The organism is Micromonospora sp. WMMD1076 (genome assembly GCF_029581475.1).
GTDB classification, from domain to species: domain Bacteria; phylum Actinomycetota; class Actinomycetes; order Mycobacteriales; family Micromonosporaceae; genus Micromonospora; species Micromonospora aurantiaca.
Map to the genome: position 1 here is coordinate 4,889,370 of NZ_CP120862.1, position 17,974 is coordinate 4,907,343.

At 72.9% G+C, this 17,974-nt stretch carries 17 protein-coding genes; 7 read left to right on the plus strand and 10 right to left on the minus strand.

Annotated elements, in window-relative coordinates:
• Positions 1-33: 33 nt before the first annotated feature.
• Together O7622_RS22805 and O7622_RS22810 are read right to left on the minus strand one after the other, a co-directional pair.
• Positions 34-510, minus strand: coding sequence for a flavodoxin domain-containing protein (locus tag O7622_RS22805; RefSeq protein WP_047890613.1), 477 nt, complete (start codon positions 508-510; stop codon positions 34-36).
• Positions 507-995: a hypothetical protein gene (locus O7622_RS22810; RefSeq protein ID WP_282310238.1), complete on the minus strand. Its 489-nt coding sequence runs from the start codon at positions 993-995 to the stop codon at positions 507-509. Before O7622_RS22810 ends, O7622_RS22805 begins: the two co-directional genes overlap by 4 nt.
• Before the next feature lie 602 nt (positions 996-1,597).
• Here O7622_RS22810 and O7622_RS22815 point away from each other — a divergent pair.
• Positions 1,598-1,843 carry a hypothetical protein gene (locus tag O7622_RS22815; RefSeq protein ID WP_152748170.1) on the plus strand — a complete coding sequence of 82 codons (246 nt, stop codon included), beginning with the start codon at positions 1,598-1,600 and terminating at the stop codon, positions 1,841-1,843.
• A 116-nt stretch (positions 1,844-1,959) separates the two neighbouring features.
• Here the strand turns inward: O7622_RS22815 and O7622_RS22820 are convergent, their stop codons facing one another.
• From O7622_RS22820 to O7622_RS22850, 7 genes are all read right to left on the minus strand, one after another.
• A complete protein-coding gene (locus tag O7622_RS22820; RefSeq protein ID WP_282310239.1) occupies positions 1,960-4,197 on the minus strand; it encodes an MMPL family transporter in 2,238 nt (745 codons plus the stop codon).
• A gap of 64 nt (positions 4,198-4,261) precedes the next feature.
• Entirely contained in the window at positions 4,262-5,032 is a 771-nt protein-coding gene (locus O7622_RS22825; protein WP_053065263.1) for a hypothetical protein, read from the minus strand.
• 41 nt (positions 5,033-5,073) lie between these two features.
• Entirely contained in the window at positions 5,074-6,690 is a 1,617-nt protein-coding gene (locus O7622_RS22830) for a class I adenylate-forming enzyme family protein (protein WP_282310242.1), read from the minus strand.
• A gap of 46 nt (positions 6,691-6,736) precedes the next feature.
• A complete protein-coding gene (locus O7622_RS22835) occupies positions 6,737-7,690 on the minus strand; it encodes a UbiA family prenyltransferase (RefSeq protein ID WP_082171176.1) in 954 nt (317 codons plus the stop codon).
• Positions 7,680-8,786: a 3-dehydroquinate synthase II gene (locus O7622_RS22840; protein WP_053065262.1), complete on the minus strand. Its 1,107-nt coding sequence runs from the start codon at positions 8,784-8,786 to the stop codon at positions 7,680-7,682. The genes O7622_RS22835 and O7622_RS22840 overlap by 11 nt, the downstream gene beginning before the upstream one ends.
• A gap of 34 nt (positions 8,787-8,820) precedes the next feature.
• Positions 8,821-9,597 (minus strand): hypothetical protein, encoded by a 777-nt coding sequence (locus O7622_RS22845; protein ID WP_282310243.1) that lies wholly within the window; start codon positions 9,595-9,597, stop codon positions 8,821-8,823.
• Between the two features lie 109 nt (positions 9,598-9,706).
• Positions 9,707-10,702 (minus strand): polyprenyl synthetase family protein, encoded by a 996-nt coding sequence (locus O7622_RS22850; RefSeq protein WP_282310244.1) that lies wholly within the window; start codon positions 10,700-10,702, stop codon positions 9,707-9,709.
• Positions 10,703-11,303: 601 nt separating this feature from the next.
• Here O7622_RS22850 and O7622_RS22855 point away from each other — a divergent pair.
• Positions 11,304-12,323 (plus strand): NAD(P)-binding domain-containing protein, encoded by a 1,020-nt coding sequence (locus O7622_RS22855; RefSeq protein WP_282310245.1) that lies wholly within the window; start codon positions 11,304-11,306, stop codon positions 12,321-12,323.
• A 141-nt stretch (positions 12,324-12,464) separates the two neighbouring features.
• Here O7622_RS22855 and O7622_RS22860 read toward each other — a convergent pair whose 3' ends face one another.
• The gene (locus tag O7622_RS22860) at positions 12,465-13,646 is read right to left on the minus strand and encodes a S8 family serine peptidase (protein WP_282310246.1); all 1,182 of its coding nucleotides are present in this window, start codon (positions 13,644-13,646) and stop codon (positions 12,465-12,467) included.
• Positions 13,647-13,882: 236 nt separating this feature from the next.
• Between O7622_RS22860 and lysW the strand changes: the two genes are divergently transcribed.
• The 5 genes from lysW to argC are packed head-to-tail and all read left to right on the plus strand — an operon-like array spanning position 13,883 to position 17,957.
• Complete coding sequence (gene lysW / locus O7622_RS22865) at positions 13,883-14,050, plus strand: lysine biosynthesis protein LysW (protein WP_282310247.1); 168 nt, start codon at positions 13,883-13,885, stop codon at positions 14,048-14,050.
• Positions 14,051-14,075: 25 nt separating this feature from the next.
• Entirely contained in the window at positions 14,076-15,350 is a 1,275-nt protein-coding gene (locus tag O7622_RS22870; protein ID WP_282310248.1) for a DegT/DnrJ/EryC1/StrS family aminotransferase, read from the plus strand.
• Positions 15,347-16,081 (plus strand): hypothetical protein, encoded by a 735-nt coding sequence (locus O7622_RS22875; RefSeq protein ID WP_282310249.1) that lies wholly within the window; start codon positions 15,347-15,349, stop codon positions 16,079-16,081. Before O7622_RS22870 ends, O7622_RS22875 begins: the two co-directional genes overlap by 4 nt.
• Positions 16,078-16,935, plus strand: coding sequence for a RimK family alpha-L-glutamate ligase (locus O7622_RS22880; protein WP_282310250.1), 858 nt, complete (start codon positions 16,078-16,080; stop codon positions 16,933-16,935). Before O7622_RS22875 ends, O7622_RS22880 begins: the two co-directional genes overlap by 4 nt.
• Positions 16,932-17,957 (plus strand): N-acetyl-gamma-glutamyl-phosphate reductase, encoded by a 1,026-nt coding sequence (argC, locus tag O7622_RS22885; protein WP_282310251.1) that lies wholly within the window; start codon positions 16,932-16,934, stop codon positions 17,955-17,957. Before O7622_RS22880 ends, argC begins: the two co-directional genes overlap by 4 nt.
• Positions 17,958-17,974 lie beyond the last annotated feature (17 nt).

The window sequence follows — 17,974 nt, forward strand, 5'->3', positions numbered from 1 at the left end:
CCAGTTCTCGCAGGGTCTACCGGGCCGCCCCGGTCAGGCCAGGCCGGCGCCCCACAGGCGGGCTCGGTCCAGTTCGCCGTCGGCCAGCGGGCCCTCGGTCGCCGTGACGACGAAGCTCGCCCGGGCGACCACGTCCACCCGCTGCCGGCGGAGCCGCTTCTGGATGCCCTTGGCGGCGGAACCGGAGAAGAATCCGGTCCCGGTGACGGTGTCGAAGGTGGCGGCGCGGCCGGCGAACCCGGTGGGCAGCCGGTCCAGCCACTCCGTCACGCCGGTGGCGGCCGGGCTGCCGCCCTTCATCGCGGCCTGCCGGCGCGACGCCGGCCCGGGGAGACCCATGTTGTGCGTGGGCGCGCCGACCAGCAACAGGTCCACGCCGTCGAGCGCGGGCGCGGCGGCGGCCTCCGCGACGGTGACCTCGGCCCCCGTGGACCGCAGGCCGGCGGCCACCGCGTCGGCGACCCGGGATGTGTTGCCGAAGCACGACTCGGTGACGATCAGGACGTTCATCTCGACTCCTGGCTGGGTGACATCGGTTGCGGGACGCGCGGCGGACGCCGCTCGATCAGTGCGGCGGCGCCGACGGCGGCGAGAACGCCCAGGACGATCAGGGGCAGGCGTGCCGGCTGCGGCGCGACCAGTGCCGTCGCGGCCGCGAGCACGGCCGGCCAGGCCCGGCCGGGCCGTCGGCGCAGCCGGATCGCGGCGGTGGCCGACACGGCCGCCGCCACCCCGAGGCCGGCGTGCCAGCCGGCCTTCGCGTCGTCGCCGGCGAAGAACTCGTCACCCGTGGCGGTCAGCAGCAGCCCGAGCGCGACGCCCAGGACGACCTGCAGGTGCACGGCGCCCACGAACGCGCCGAGCATCCGGCTCCCCCGGCGCGTGCCGCGCCGGGCCGACACGATCAGCCCGCCCAGGGTGGCGCAGCCGGTGACCAGGACGAGCCAGCTGTTCCAGACGTGGGCGTGCCGGAGCACCTCATCGAGCGCGTCCATCGCACCTTCTGCCAGCGAGGGGGTGAGCAGCGACGGGAGCGACGGCAGCCGCTCACGGTCGACGACCGTGAGTCCGGGACACCTCAACCCCGTGGTCCACAGTGGACCGGCGTCCTCGGATGCCAGTTGCATCCCCGGTGGTGTGACTGTCGGACGCCCGAAAGGCGGTGTCAACGCAGCCGGATCGCCGCCGGGGTCGCTACGGCAGGTAGCGAGTCGAGTGCTCATCGTTCATCCGCGCTGCTCGTACGCATTGTCATCGGAGCACCACGAATCGCGTGCGCAACGTGCACAACAAGGTCATCTCTCACCGGAATCCGCCCGCTCAGCGGATATCGTCCTGACCGAGAAGACGATCTGCGTCACCCCAACGTCCGAGGCCCGCCGACCGTGACGGATGATCCGGCCACGCGGAACGGCCATTGCCTTCCGGCATGCCGGTACCACCTGCCGAAAGACCCTCGACAGTGGACCGATGGGCCCTGCGGCGGCGCGGCACCGTGCGAAATCCTGGACGCGCAGCCATCGATCCGCGTCTTGAGGAAGGTCACCATGACACGCAATCGACCATGGTCGCCCGCCGCCAACGTCGGACGGCCGTGATGAAGGGCCCGCGCACACCGGCTCGGGAGAACGCCGCCGCCCTGGCGGCCGCCCGGCAGGCCGACTCGGTGCGCCGCCGGCAACGCGTCCTCGACGCACTCCGGCACGTCGCCGCCCACGGCGGTGACACCAGCATCAGCGGTGTCGCACGTATCGCCCGGGTGCACCGCACCTTCATCTACCGTCATCTCGACCTGCTGGCCCAGGTGCGGTCGCTGGAACGGGACGACCGCCCCGGCGGGTGACGGACGACCACCCGCCGGGGTGCCGCGGCCCCACCCGGCCCGCGGCACCCCGGCGGGTGGGGGCAGACCTCGACACGCCAACGGCCGGCGTCTGCTCACGAACCTCGCCGGACGGCTCAGGTCTGCCCGGTCGCGGCCGCGGCCCCGCCCGACGTGGTGAGCGTCGGCGGCACGGGTCCGGGTGCCTCCCGCAGCCCGAACCGGTCGTGCAGACGCCGCAGCGGACCGGGAGCCCACCAGGTGGCCCGCCCGCCCAGGCGCATCAGGGCCGGCAGGAGCGCACCGCGGATCAGTGTCGCGTCCACGAGCACGGCCAGCGGCAGGCCCACGCCGTACGCCTTGATGTAGGTGATGCCGGAGACGGTGAACGCCAGGAAGACGATCGAGATGAGGACGGCCGCCGCCGTGACCATGCGCCCGATGCGTTCGAGCCCGATCGCCACCGCGGCGGTGCCGGAGCCGGTCCGCTCGTACTCCTCGCGGATGCGGGAGAGCATGAACACCTGGTAGTCCATGGCGAGCCCGTAGGACAGGGCGAACAGCATCACCGGGATCGTCGACGCGATGGTGCCGGTGACGGTGAAGCCACCGAGCAGCCCGGTCAGGTTGCCGTCCTGGAAGATCCAGACGAGTGCGCCGAACGTGGCCGTCAGGCTGAGCGCGCTGAGCAGCAGCGCGAGGAAGGGCAGCAGGACGCTGCCGGTCAGGAGGAACAGCAGCACCACCATGGCGACCGCGACCAGGCCCAGCACGTACGGCAACCGGGCGATGAGCACGTCGGTGGTGTCGACGCTGACCGCCGCCGTCCCGCCCACCAGGGTCGGGAACGGCGCGGGCGCACCCCGCACGTCGCGGACGAGACGCAGGGCGTCGTCCGGGTCCGCCGTCTCCGGCACCACCGACAGGTAGACGCCGTCGCCGAGGGCGAAGCGGCGGTGTGCCTCCTGCGCGGGCACCCGCAGCGCGCCGTCGACGTAGCTGCCGGTGCTGGTGTCGACGCGGCCGACGTCGGGCAGCCGGGACAACCGGGCGGCGTACGCGCCGAGTTCGGCCGGCGCCGGGTCGGCGCGGGGCGCGACGACCTGAAGGGCGTTCAGCTCGGCGCCGTCGAAGTTCTGCCTGATGAGGGTGGTCACCTGGCGTGCCTGCGACGACTCCGGCATGGAGCGCTCGTCCGGCATGCCCAGCCTGATGTTCAGAAACGGCGTACCGAGCAGGAGTAACAACACGACGACCACCGTCGCGACCGGGACCGGGCGGCGCATGACGAAGGTCGCCAGGCGGTGCCAGAATCCGGACTCGGGATCCGCATCGCGGGCCGGCCGCCGCCGGCGCAGCACCCGTCCGCGCTCGATGCGCGGGCCGAGGACGACCAGCAGGGCCGGCAGGGCGGTGAGCGAGCCGGCGGCGGACAACACGGCGGTGACCACGGCGCCGAGTGCCAGACTGCGTACGGCCGCCAGCGGGATGAGCAGCAGGCCCGACAGGACCAGCACGATCGTGACGGCGGAGAAGACGACCGTACGTCCGGCCGTCGTCATCGTCGTCCGCAGCGCTCCGGCCATGTCCCGGCCCAGGGCGAGTTCCTCCCGGTACCGGCTGACCATCAGCAGGCTGTAGTCGATGGCCAGTCCCAGACCCAGCAGCGTGACGACGCTGACCGCGAAGACGGAGACGTCGGTCGCCGAGGCGACCAGCCACAGCACGCCCATGCCGAGCAGCATGGTCAGGAACGCCACACTCAGCGGCACGAGTGCGGCCACGAGCGAACCGAACACGATCACCAGGACGACCATCACCACCGGGAACGCGATCGCCTCGCCCTTGGTGCCGTCCTTCTGGCTCTGCTCGGTCGTCTCCTTCCAGAACATCGCCGAGCCGCCCACCCGGACGTCGAGGCCGTCGTGCGATCCCTCGTACCGGGGCACCAGTTCGTCGAGAATCCGGTTCACTGCCGTCTCGTCTCCCGAGACGCTCGCGCCGATCAACGCCTTGTCGCCGTCGTGGCCGCGCAACTGCGGCGGCCGCCCGGCGGTCCAGTACGAGGTGACGTTCGTGACGTGCGGCTCGGCGGCCAGCCGGTTGCTGAGCGCGGTGCCGGCGCTGACCGCCGCGGCGCTGTCCACGCCCGACGGCGCGCTCACCACCAGCGTGAGGTTGGGCGGGCCCTGCCCGGCCGCCTCCAGCACCTGCGCCGCCCGTCCGGACTCGGCGCCCGGGTCGGCCAACCCGCCGGCGGTCAGCTTGTCGAACAGCGTCGCGCTCGCCACGCCGCCGACGACGGCCAGCACCACGAACAGCGCCAGGACCGTCCGGCTGCGCCGTAGCGTCAGTTGGGCCAGCTTCTCCAGCATGTGTCCACTCCTTCGACGGGACGGGTCGAACATCCGACGGGCTCACCGGGGCCGCGCCCCGGCATCAGGCGGCCACGGTCCGTTCGCGCGGCGCCGGCACCGGCGCGGCCGGCACGCCCACCGGCGGCCGGTTGAGGTTCCAGGGCGACTGCCCCTCGGCCCGGATCTGCCGGTAGAGCATGCGGACGTAGACGATGTCGAGCACCAACATCATGACGAACCAGGACAGCACCAGGTAACGGTCCGGGAAGAGGATCAGGACGTTCAGCCCGGCGAGCTGCGACCCCACCATCTTGCAGATCGCCGCGTACACCGACTGGCCGGCCGACGAGCGCCTCTTGACCAGCATCACGATGAAGGCCGCGCTCATGCCGACGTTGAGCGCACAGCCGCTGTACATGCCGAGGATGTCCCTGAACTCGCGCGCCATGAGGAAGAGCTGCACCGCGGCGATCGCCACCAGGCCGAAGAACAGCCGCCGGAACAGCCGCCGGGACAACCGGGGGAAGTCCCGGTGCCCGTACCTCACCACCTGCGTGACGATGACGATGTCGACGAAGAACCAGACGAAGTTGGCCGGTCGTTGCGCCGGCTCCTGGTCGATGACGAACGAGTGCACGAACTCCCAGGCGAAGTTGATCGCCACGATGACGACCGGGATGCCGACGGCCTTGTCGACGAAGGCACGCTGGATCGACAGGCCGTAGGCGAGTATCCAGAACACCGCGATTCCCGCCACGATCGCCCAGAACCATCCGTTGCGGAAGTCCGCCGGCGCGGACACGGACGGCGCCACGCGGGGCAGATCGACGAGAGCCGGGGGAAGCCAGTCCATCGGAACCTCCGTTCCTGAAAAGGGGGTCGAGAGTTGACGCCTCAGGTCCACCGGCCGGTGCCGGGCGTCCGGCTGGTGCCGAGGACCTGCTCCTGCAGTGCCAGCCGGCGGACCTTCCAGGTCGCCGTCCGTGGTACCTCGTCCCACGGCACCAGCCGGGGGGCGGCCATCTCGGGCAGGCCCCGGCCGGCCTCGCGCCACTCCCGCGCGTCGAGCCGGTCGTCCCGCATGCAGAGGACGGGCACCGGCGGGCCACCCGGAAGCGCCAGGACCGTCACGTCGGTGGCGTTCGGCAGCCGGTCCAGCAGGATGCTCTCCAGCTCCAGGCAGCTGTGACCGGGCAGCATGTCGACCTCGCGGTCGAGCAGGCGGATCCGTCCGAAGGCGACGCGCTCGGCGAGGTCCCCGGTGTTCCACCACCGGCCGTCCAGCTTGGCTCGGTACCTGTCGTCCTCACCCAGGTACGTCAGGCACCGGGCCCGGGTGGCGATCAGCAGCAGTCCCCGCCGGCCGTGGGGCTGCCGGCGACCGGTCACCGGGTCGACGACACGGATCCGGACGCCTGCGGCCGGCCAGCCGGTGGTGCTCCGGTCGGCAGGTGCGCCCGGGCGCACGGTACGGCGGGTGAAGAGGTTGACGGTGATGCCGGTGACCTCCGACTGGCCCAGTCCCCAGCCCCACACCGGGAACCGGCGCCCGGAGGCGTCGAGCATCGTGCGCAGCGTCCGGGGATGCACCGCGTCGAAGGTGCTCACGAACAGGCGTACCCGGCCGAACAGCTCGGGGCGCCGCTCGGCCAGCACCTCCCACCGCTGGAACATGTTCGGCATGGCCTCCAGCGTGGTCGGCCGGTGCTCGGCGAGCATCCGCTCGACGACCGGCAGGCCCGGGTCGGAGATGGCCACCAGTCCGCGCGGGGCCATCTTGAGCTGGGAGGCCGTCCACGCCATCACCCGGATGTGCGCGAACGAGACGGCGGCCGCCGTCACGTCACTGTGCCGGGTGGTCAGGAACGGGATGAAGCACCGTTCCATCCGGGCGGGAAACCGGCCGATCGCCGTGTTCGCGCTGTGCAGCACCAGCTTCGGCACGCCCGTGGTGCCGGACGTGTGCGTCGAGATCATCGGCTCGTCGGCGCCCCCGATACGCACCGGGGCCGGAGCGCCGCCGCGCAGGTCGCCGAGCGTCAGCGTACCGGCGGGCAGGTCGCCGACCGGCGCGCCGACGGCGATGGTGCGGACCCCGGCAGGGACGAGCGCGACGCCCGCCTCCCCGGCGGACGCGAGCAGCCGGGTTCCGGCGACCAGCAGCGTGGGCTGGGCCCGGCCGATCAGGGCCCGCACCGTCTCCACCGACGCGATCGGCGCGATCATGACCGGCAGCGCACCGAGCCGGGCGGCGGCGGCAGCCAGCAGCGGCATGTCGAAGTGGTTGTCCTTGGCCACCACGACCCGGTCGCCGGCGCGCAGCCCGGCCGCGTACAGACAGTCGGCGAGCAGCGTGACCGTGCCGGCCAGCGCCGCGCCGTCGTAGACCGTGCCGCCGTCCGGGACGACGTCCAGCGGCCGGTCGAGGTGGACGACCGTCTGCCGGCGGCGTTCGGCGTGCCAGTGGAACAGACGCCCGATGTGATAGGGCGAGGGTCGGAGCAGTGCCATGTCGGTGGTCCTTCGACGGCGGGCGGGAAACGGCGGGGCCGGGGGGTCAACGCGCGAGCAGGTCCACCGCCACCAGTCCGAGGAAGCCGAGGTCGTACGCCACGAACGCGGCGACCCGTGCGCTCTGCCAGCGGTCGTGCACCGCGAAGTGGATCTGCGCGACGTGCAGCGCCGTGGCCGGCGCGAGCGCCGCTGCCGCCCACCACGGCTCCGTGCTGACCAGGGCGAACATCCCGATGACGAGCACGGACGACATGAGGTACGCGACAAGCGCGAGCTTCACCGTCGACATGGCGGCGACGACGGGAAGGGTGCGCCGGCCCACCCGGGCGTCGCCGTCGCGATCGCCCACGTTGGAGCACGAGACGAGCATGACGAGCCACAGGCCCATGAGCGCGCCCTGGAGTGCCGCGTGCCACGTCCAGCGGCCCTCGATCGCGAGGTACGGGAACAGCAGACCACCGAGCGTCCCGACGCCCAGCAGCAGTTCCGCTCCCCCGAGGTGGTAGCTGAACCGCAGCCCGCCGGAGTACTGCGGCCCGAGCACTGTCACGAGGGCGAACACGACCACCGCCGACAGCGGCACGTCCCAGTGCAGGACGGCGAAGCCGGCGATGCCGGTGACCACCGCGAACGCCTCCGCCAGCACCGCGAAGACGACCGCCTGGCGCGTCGTGACCGCTCCGCTGAGCAGCGGTTTGCGGCGGATGTCCCGCCGGAAGCCCGGCCGGGTGTAGTTAGCCGCGTCGCTGCCGTTGCGGTACCCCACGATGTCGTCCACTGTCGCGGTCGCCGCGACGAGACCGGCCGACGCCAGCAGGAACAGCACCAACGCCGGGATCGCGCCCGGGCGGTCCAGCGCCGCCGGGCTGAGCGACAGGGCGGCCAGCGCCCACGGGAAGAAGTGCAGGTAGACCGAGATCTTGGAGATCCGGGCCAGCCCCACGGCGACCTGCCACGGCGACCGGACCCGCCCGGGCACCGACAGGTCAGAACTCATCGATCTGTTCCTCGACCTTGATGCCGACGTGGCGCCCCGGCCGGCAGACCGTTCCCAGCAGCTGCGTGCCGGGCCGGACCTCGGTGAGGTTGAGCGGCCGGCCCTCCGCGCCCATCACCCGCACGTGCCAGTCGTCCTGGAGCAGCACGTTGACGACGGTGTCCCCGTGCCGGGCCTCGATGAGCCGCAAGGGTCGCAGTTCCACCTTCACCCGGCCGACCAGGACCTCGCGGAACCGGCCGTCGGCCGACACCGCGTACGCCGGCTCACCGGCCCGCAGGTCCGTGATGTACGCGGTCTCGTCGGCGCCGAAGACGTACGAGTGCACCGCACCGGCGTTGACGCGGAACGGCCGCAGGTTCATGTACGGCAGGTGGTGGACCTCGGCACACACCAGCACGCCGCCCGACGAGGTGGAGCCGACCACCATGCCTTCGTCCTCGCCGAACAGCGTCGCGGTGTCGATGCAGCCGCGGTGCCCCATGCCCACGGGATCGGCCCGGATCACCTCGAGTGCGACCATGTCGCGGCGTGTCTCCCGCCGTGCCCGCAGCACCTCGCCGACCCGGTCGAGATCGCCGAGCTGGTCTCCCCGGACCACGATGCCGGCCGGGCCGCTCTCCAGCACCCCCACCACGGTGGCGGCCTCCGCGCTGCTGACCAGTTCCTTCAGCACCCGGGTACGCGTGCCCTGCGCCCGGGCCAGGAGCAGTTCGAGCGGGATGTTGGTGTCGTCGACGAACGCGGCGACGAGAACGTCCACGGAACCGCACAGCGCGGCCGCGGCGTCCATGCCGGCGCCGTCGGCGATCTCGCACCGCACTCCCAGCCGGCGGCCGCCGACGGTCGGCCGCAACGCCTGCAGGATCTCCGGTGTGCCGGCCACCACCAGGTCGACCGGGCTGTCACCGAGGTCCAGCTCATCGGGCCGCAACGCCAGGCAGGCGAGCGTCGTCCGTTCCACCGGCTTCCAGTCGGCGAGCTGGTCGAGCCGGGCCAGCACCGTCGTCACCGCCGACGTGCGTACGTGGGCCAGGGCAGCCGGCGTGGCGCCCGCGCTCAGTCGGCTGACGTCCGCCCACAGTTCGGCTTCCATCAGATGCGTCCTCCCCGTCGAAACGACATCCCCGTCATGCCTCGGCGCCGGTCGGCGCCTGCTCCTCGCCGTGCACGACCGCCTGCAACTCGGCTACCGCGCGCGCCGGGTCGGTGCTGCCGAAGACCCACCGGCCCACGCACAGGCCGGCCAGCCCGACCCCCATCGCGTTCTTCGCCGAGTGGAGGAAGTCGTCCCAGGTGCCCGCCGCCTCGCCACCGGCGACCACGACGGGCACCGGGATCGAGCCGGCCAGGTCGCTGACGTGCTCCGCGCCCGGGTGGGCCGTCTTGACCAGGTCGGCACCGAGATCGGCGGCGACCCGGGCGGCGTGGACGACGGCCCGGCCGTGCCGGTCCGGCGTCGTCCGCACGTACGTCATCACCATCAGCGGAAGTCCGAGCCGGTCGCAGGACGAGGCGAGATCGCCGAGGTTCGCCAGTGCCGCCCGGTCCTCCGGGCTGCCGCAGCCGAGCGTCACGTGGGCGGACACCGCGTCGGCCCCGAGCGCCAGGGCGGCCTCCGGCTCACACACGCGGGTCTTGACCTCGGATCCGGGGCTCAGGTCGGTGTTGCCGGAGAGGTGGACGATCAGGGCCGTATCCCGCTGCACCGGCATCTCGTGCGCGGCGGTGCCCCGGTGGGTGACGACGCCGTCCGCGCCGCCGGCGACGACGGCCCGGAGCACCCTCCCCATGTCCGACAGACCGCCCACGGTCCCCATCGTCACTGTGTGATCGACGGCGACCAGGAGTGTTCTGCCGTCGTCTCCGAGCAGGCGGGCCAAGCGACGCTGCTTACCGCTCACCATCTCTGTTCTCCCTTCGCAGGTGTTGTCTCGGGTCGGTCGAGCGGACGGCCACCCCCTGGCGGAGCGCCGGCGCCCCGTCAGGGGGCCGGCACCGCAGGCGGGCAGCCGGTCAGCGTTCCCGGTAGGCGACGAGGTGGGCCATCTCGGTGAGCTCCTCGCGCCAGCCGTCGGCGAGCGGGGCGTCGGCGATGGCGCGGCAGCCCTGCTCGACGAGCCGGTCGATCTCCTCCTCCATCCGGGCGCGTACCCCGGTCTCCGCCAGCCGGCGGAGCAGCCGGCAGGCGTCGCCGGGATCCGCGGTGAGCAGATCGCGGATGCCCGGGTCGCGCTCCACGGCCAGGGCGATCAGGAGCGTCATCTTGTGCTGTTCCAAGTCCAGTCCGTGCGGCTTGCCGGTCACCGAGGAGTCGCCGAAGACGTCCATGAGGTCGTCACGGAGCTGGAACGCCTCACCGACGGCGGTCCCGTAGGCCGCGAACGCCGCGGCGAGGTCCGGCCGGCCGGCGATCACGGCGCCCATTTCGAGCGGCCGGTGGATCGTGTAACGGCCGGACTTCGCCACGGCGATGGACCGGGCCACGTCGAGATCGACGGCGAACTCGGCACCCGCGACGATGTCGGCGAACTGCCCCACGATCAGCTCGGACCTGAGCTGTGCCCACAGCGGGCCGACCACCGGCGACGCCGGGGCGATGAACTGGTCGGCGTAGACCAGGGCCAGGTCGCCGGCCAGGATGGCGACGTTCTCGCCGTACCGGTGCGCGTCACCCGTCCAGCCGAGCCGCCGGTGCACGTCGGCGTGCCGGTGATGGACGGTGGGACTCCCGCGACGGCGCGTCGCCCCGTCCATGATGTCGTCGTGGATCAGGGCGCAGGCGTGCAGCAGTTCCAGCGCACCGGCCGCGGCGAGCACGCGCTCGTCGCCGGGCTCGCCTCCGGCGGCCAGATGTCCGCTGACGCAGAACGCGGGCCGGATCCGCTTGCCGCCGGCAGCCACCATGTGGGCCACGACGTCCACCAGTTCCGCGCTCCGGGGAGTCTCCGGCGAGCATCGTTCCCGCTCGGTGCGGAGGAACGCGTACAACTGCTCATCCACCAGCTTCACCAACTCCTCGCGGAGCTGTCGCGGAGAGGCGGCCGTGGCGCCCGGAGCGGGTCCGGCATTCGTCGTCGTCACATCTTCCCCCCGTGGCACGGCAACCGTTCGACCGGTTCGTACGTTCAGGACCCGTTCGGGAGCCGAGCGGCGACATCGGCGACGGAACTGAGCCGGCTCAACTTTTTCGATGCCCGTCGGCAGTGTCAACCATCGATCCCCGGCGGCCACCCGGTCGCGGAGCGCAGGGGTGCGACTACGGGGCGCTCATCTTCCCTGTGCATCGCGGTACGCACACACGGTCATCGATTCAGTGCGCAACGTGCACGACATGATCCAGAACGGGACGAGAAAGTCCGTTCGGGGGAACGCTTCCTGACCGATGGTCCCCCGCCGTCGACGGCTTTTCGTCGCACCGTCGCCGGCGCGCAGCGGCGGGGCGCGACGGCAGCGGCGTGGTCCCGGGCGGCGACTGCCGATCGATGCCGGGGCGGCAAGGAGGCCAACGGCCCGAATAGTCACATCCAGGGGCCCTTGGCGCGGAGGCCGATCATCGAAATGGTTGAACCGTCGCATGTGGACTACAGTTCCCGGAAGGAAGTTCGATCGCATGGCAACGGACAACAACTGCGCCGTCATCGGAAGCGGCCTCTTCGGCATCCTGGCCGTCCGCGAGCTCACACGCCGGGGAAACGTCGTGGACTGGTACTCGTCGGACCCCGAACCGGGTGGGATCTGGCAGCCCATGCCGTGGGGCAAGACCCGCGAGAGCACCGAGCTGGTCAATCCGGGATGGTGCATCGCCCCCGAGTTCAGGACGAAACCGAGCGTGACGGTCCAGGAGTTCCGCGCTCTCCTGAGGTCCTGGTCCGACGAACGCGCCGACCTCCAGCGGCGGCGCTTCCGCACCCCGGTCGAAGGGGTCGTCGAACATGACTCGTACGTGGGTGTGACCAGCCCGCACGGCGAGATACCGTACGGATTCGTCGTCATCGCGACAGGCCACTACGGCACGCCGCGCATCCCCGGCGAATGGACGGGGGACAACTGCTACCACGCCTCCACCCTCCAGGATCTGTCGCGCATCCAACCCCGCCAGTCGGTCCTCGTCATCGGCGGTGGACAGAGCGGGGTGGAGGTCTGCGAGGAGATCATCGAGGAACGGCCCGACGTCCGGCTGTCGTGGTGCACCGGACGCAGGGTGCGACTGATCTCCCGGCTCTCTCCCCTCGCCATGCTGGGGACGTGCGTCCGCTACTCGACTAGAGGGGAAGCTCCTCGCGGGTTCGTCATCACCAAGAACCCCGCCACGGTCCCGGCCCGCTGCACGATCATGCCGACCCGCGTCCTCCAGGTCGACGGGGAGCGAGTGGAGTTCTCCGACGGGAGCGTCGAGAAGTACGACCACATCATCGCCGCGACCGGGTACGCGTCACCGGTCGGCCTCGACTTCCCCGCTCCGGGCCGGGGTAGGACCAAGGGCATGCGTCTCTCCCCACGCGGTCGCATCGTCGCCCTGAACTACGACGGCGACGGCTGTGGGGGCGCGTCGATGAGTTGCGCCCGCAAGCAGGCGGTCGCGACCGCCCGGCTTCTCGCCGGCCTGAACGGCCGGAAGCCGGCGGCGTGACCGGGAACCGGCGTTCCGCCGGTCGCTGGCGTCGACCCGGTGTCCCGCGTCCGCAATTCGTCGGGGTCAACCCACCACCGACGTGCGACCGCCGCCGCGCGCCCGACCGGCCCCCGGGCGGGAGCCGGCCGGGCGCGCGGGTCACCGCGGCGCGGCGAACGCGGAGATGCCGTTGGGCGTGCCGAGGCCCGTCGGCGCGTCCCAGCCCGGCGAGCCGGTGCACAGCACGCGCGGCGTACAGGTGCCGGTGGAGCCGCTGGTGACGTCGAACAGGCCGCGGCGGGCGGCGTAGGGATATCCGGCCGGAGCGCCCGGACCACCGGCCGCGCCGGCCAGCGCGTACACCGCCGCGATGATCGGAGCCCCGGCGCTCGTGCCGCCGTCGATCCCCCAGCCCCCGTCGCCGTACGTCTGGTACACCGCGACGCCCGTGGCGGGGTCGCCGACCGCGGCGACGTCGGCGGTGGCCCGCGTCGCACAGGCCCGCACCCGATGCTGGAAGGCGGGCTTCGCGATGTAGGCCGAGCAGCCGCCGCCCGAGCCGGACCACGCCGACTCGCTCCAGCCCCGCCAGTTCCACGCGCGGCGCAGCGAGGTGCCGCCCACCGCGACGACCCCGGCCGAGGACGCCGGGTAGACCGGGCCCCCGGCCGCGCCGCTGTCACCGCTGGCCGCCGTGAAGACCACGCCCGGCGCCGAGAAGAACAGCGGGTCGACCGTGAGCTCCAGTTCCTGCTCCGGCAGGCCCCAGCTCATCGACACGTACGACGCGCCGAGCGCGACGGCCGTGGCCACCCCTTCGAGGAGGTTCAGCGAGGCGTCGTCGGCCTCGACCAGCAGGATCCGGCACGACGGGCACACGGCCGACACCATGTCCAGGTCGAGGCTGCTCTCCCCCGCCCAGGCCGGGTCCGGTGCCGGCAACGGGGCGGCGTGGCCCCGCTGGTTGACCTTGCGGAAGCAGCCGTTCGCGGTCGTGCACGGCGGCAGGCCGTACGTCGAGCGGTACACCTGTAGATCGGCCTCCGCGGCCGGGTTGTCGTAGGCGACCACGACCGCGACAGTGGCGTTGGTCCGGCTGAACGGCAGGCGGTAGGCGGAGCGGAGATCGGCGGGGCCGAGCCCCTCGGGCCGGGCCGGGCGACCGGACGGCTTCCCGTGCCGTACCCCCGTGCGCTTGAGCGCGAAGCACCGGAACTGGCCGGGCGTCGTCGGTGCCGCGCAACTCGGCACCGCGTCCGCGTCCGCACCCGCGGCCGATGCCGGCTCGGCCCGCGACGGGACCGCGACGGCGGCCACGGTGACCACAAGGGACAGCGCCAAGCCGCTCCGCGTCAAGGTTCGCAAGATGTTGACCACACTGCTGCTCCCTCTGTCAGTCGGGCTCTCCGGCGGACGTGCCCCGCCGAGTCTGGGCGTCCGGGCGGCGGGCGGGCAAGACGGACCGGGCACGCGGACGGTTGTCTCGCCGGCGGGACGTCGGATGCTTGTCCGGGCCGGGACGGCCACGGTAGACAGAGGGCCCGATCCCGCCCGACGACGCTCGCGAGGAGATTCAGGTGTCAACTGTGGCCTGCCCCGACTGCGAAGCCGGTGTGTCGCTCGACGCGCCGGTACTCAACGAGATCGTCGAGTGCGCCGAGTGCCGCAGCGAGCTCGAGGTGCTGTCCACCGATCCGGTGGTGCTCGGCAGAGCCCCCGAGGTCGAGGAGGACTGGGGCGAGTAGGCGTACGGGAAGCGGGGAGCACGCCATGTCCAGGCTTGCGGTGCTCGGCGGGACGCGGACCGTACCCGAGGGCACGACCGCGCCCCGGTGGCCGGTCGTCACCGACGCGGAACGCGCGGCCGTGCTCGGTGTCGTCGACTCGGGGCGGTTCACCGTCGCCGCGAGCGGCGAGCAGGAGATCCCGGCGCTGGAGCGGGAGTGGGCGGACCGGGTCGGCGTCGGACACTGCGTGGCCGTCGCCAACGGCACGGTCGGGCTGTCGATCGCGCTCGCCGCGGCCGGCGTCGGGCCGGGCGACGAGGTGATCGTGCCGGCGCTGAGCTTCGTCGGCACCGCGCTCGCCGTTGTGCACCTCGGCGCCGTGCCGGTCTTCGCCGACGTCGACCCGGTCTCGTTCAACCTCGACCCGGAGGCTCTGCGGGCCGCGCTGTCGGACCGCACGACCGCCGTGGTGCCGGTGCACCTGCACGGCCTGCCCGCCGACATGGACGAAATCGGCGCCGTCGCCGCACGGCACCGCCTCGCGGTCGTCGAGGACGCGGCGCAGGCGCACGGCGTCGCGTACCGCGGTCGCTGCACCGGCTCGCTCGGCGACCTGGCGGCGTTCAGTCTCAACGCCTCGAAGAACCTGCCGACGTGCGGCGAGGGCGGCCTGGTCACGACCGACGACGCCCGGCTGGCCGGGCGCGCGGCACTGCTGCGGCAGTTCGGCGAGCGGCTGCCCGCGCGCGGCGAGCGGCCCTACCGGTCGGAGGTGGCCGGCTGGAACGGCAAGATCAACGCGATTCAGGCGGCGTTCACCCGGGCCCAGCTCGCCCACCTCGACGAGTGGGCGCTGGCGCGCGACCGCAACGTGCGGGCGTTTCTCGACCGGATCGCGGCCATCCCCGGGCTCGTCGCGCCGACGGTGCCGGGCGACCGCGAGCACGGCTGGCACATCCTGCGCTTCCGGCTGCGCCCGGCCGCGTTCGACCTGCCGGAGGCCACCGCCGGGGCCCTGCGGGCGGCGTTCTGCCGCGTGCTGCGGGGCGAAGGGGTGCCGGCCTCGCGGTACCAGAGCATGCCCCTGTCGCGTCAACCGCTCTTCGCCGACGGCGGGCCGGCCTGTCGCCGCACCGACGTCCCGGTGACCGAGGCGGTCGTCGCCGACTCGTTCGTGCTGCAACGGGTCCACCTGCACCCCGACGCGGGTTCGTTGCTGGACCGCGTCGCCGACGCGCTGGAGAAGGTGTGGGAGCATCGCGCGACGCTCGCGGTGCTTGCCCGCGCCCAGCATCGCGGAGACCGGGTGGCGGCGTGACCGGGGCGGTCATCGTGCTGTGGAGCGTCCCGCGCTCGCGCTCGACCGCGTTCTTCCGGATGATGCTGCAACGCGGCGACCACATCGCCGTCCACGAGCCGTTCTCCACCCTGGCCGAGCACGGCGCCGCCGACGTCGGCGGCCGCATCGCGCACGACGAGGCCGGGGTCGTCGCGGCGCTGCGCGAGCTGGCCGAACGGGCGCCCGTCTTCGTCAAGGACACCACCGATGCCCGCTACCCGGCGGTCCTCGCCGACGAGGCGTTCCTGGGCGGCCTGGCCCGCAGCGCGTTCCTGATCCGCCACCCGGCCGAGACCATACCGTCGTACTTCGCCGTGAACCCCCAGGTGCGGTCCGAGCAGATCGGCTTCACCCACCTGTGGGAGCTGTTCGAGCGGGTCCGCTCGCTGACCGGCACGACACCGCCGGTGATCGACGCCGAGGACCTCGTCGCCGCGCCCGAGGCCACCGTGGCGCGGTTCTGCGAGCTGTTCGGGCTGCCGTTCCTGGCGGAGGCGATGACGTGGCCGGCGGGCGACCGGCCGGAGTGGCAGGCGACCCGCCGCTGGCACGCCGACGTCGCACGGAGCACCACGCTCACCCGCCGGCCGCCCAGCCACGCCGTGGACCTCGACGCCGTGCCGCATCTGGCCGGCTATCTGGCCCACCACGAGCCGGTCTACCGCGAACTGCGCCGGCACCGGGTCCGGCCGGCGGGTGAGCGGCCGTGAGCGCGCCGGCGGTGGCGCTGCTGGCCTCCACCATCCGCGTCGAGGAGAAGCAGATCATGGCGGCCCTGTCCCGGCGGGACCTCGCCTACACCCGCGTGGACCCGCGGCGGCTGCGGTTCAACACCGACGGGCCGGGACCGGCGTACTCGTTCGCGCTCAACCGCGAGATCAGCCAGACCCGGGCCGAGTACGCCGCCGAGGCGCTGGAGGCGTGCGGCGTCGTCGGCGTCAACAGCGCCGCCGCCGTCGGCACCTGCGGCAACAAGTGGCGCACCTCGCTGGCGCTGCGCGAGCGGGGACTGCCTGCGCCGCGCACCGCGCTGGCGCTGACCCCGCAGGCGGCGCTCGACGCCCTCGACGAGCTGGGCTACCCGGCCGTCATCAAGCCGCTCGTCGGGTCCTGGGGCCGCCTCGTCGGCCGGTTGACCTGCCGGGACACCGCCGAGACGGTGCTGGAGCACGTCGCCGCGCTGCCCTCGCCGCGCTCGCACGTGGTGTACCTGCAGGAGCAGATCACCAGGGTGAGCCGCGACCTCCGGGTGATCGTCGTCGGCGACAAGGCCGTCGGCGTCACCTGGCGCCGCGCCGAGGGCTGGCGGGCCAACGTCGCGACCGGCGCGAACAGCGTCCGCTGCCTGCTCACCGCGCCGATCGGCGAACTCGCCGTCGCCGCCGCCGAGGCGGTCGGGGCGGAGATCGCCGGCGTGGACCTGCTGGAGGACCGCGCCGGCGGCCTCTACGTGCTGGAGGTCAACCACCGGGTCGAGTTCGCCGGGTTCCAGGCCGCGCACGGCGATCGCGTCGACGTCGCCGAGCAGATCGTCGACTACCTGGGACGGCGGGCCGGAGCATGATCCGCGCCGCGATCGTCGGCGCCGCGGGCTACATCGGCGGCGAGCTGCTGCGCCTGCTGCTCGGGCACCCCGACGTCACCGTCACCGCCGCCGTCTCCGCTAGCTCGGCCGGGCGGCGCGTCGACGGCACGCACCCCAACCTGCGCTCGCTGACCGACCTGAGGTTCTGCGCCATAGACCGGCTCGGCCCGTGCGACGTGCTGTTCCACGCCGGCGGGCACCGGGCCGGCATGACGGTGCTGCCCGGCCTGCTCGACCACGGCGCGGTGCTCGTCGACCTCTCCGGCGACTTCCGCCTCGCCGATCCCGAGGTCTACGCGCGGTGGTACGGCACCGCGCACACCGCACCGCACCTGCTGCCCACGTTCGTGCCCGGCCTGCCCGAGACGCAGCGCAAACGGCTGGCGCAGGCCGACCGGATCAGCGTGCCCGGCTGCATGGCCACCGCGGGGATCCTGGCGCTGCAACCACTCACCGCGGCCGGGCTGGTCGCCGGACAGGTCTGGGTCGACGCCCGCACCGGCTCCAGCGGCTCCGGCGGACGGCCCGGCGAAGGCAACGTCCACGCCGAACGGGCCGGCGCGATGCGGGTCTTCGCCCCGGCCGGGCACCGGCACGAGGCGGAGATCGCCGAGGCGACCGGCGCCGAGGTGCGCATGTCGGTGACCGGGGTGGAGGCGGTGCGCGGCGTGCAGGTGCTGTGCCGGGTGAGGCTGGTCGAGGGCGTGGAGGAACGGCTCGTGCGGGACACCTACCGGCTGCGCTACGCCGACGAGCCGTTCGTGCGGGTCGTCGCCCAGCGGCGCGGCCTGTACCGGCTGCCCGAGCCGAAGATCCTCACCGGGTCGAACTTCTGCGACGTCGGCTTCGCCCTCGGCGCGCACGACCGGGAGGCGCTGCTCGTCGCGGCGCTCGACAACCTCGTCAAGGGCGGCGCCGGCAACGCCGTGCAGTGCATGAACATCCGCTTCGGCCTGCCCGAGCGGCGTGGCCTGGACTTCCCCGGCCTGCACCCGAACTGACCAACCGTCCAGCCCGC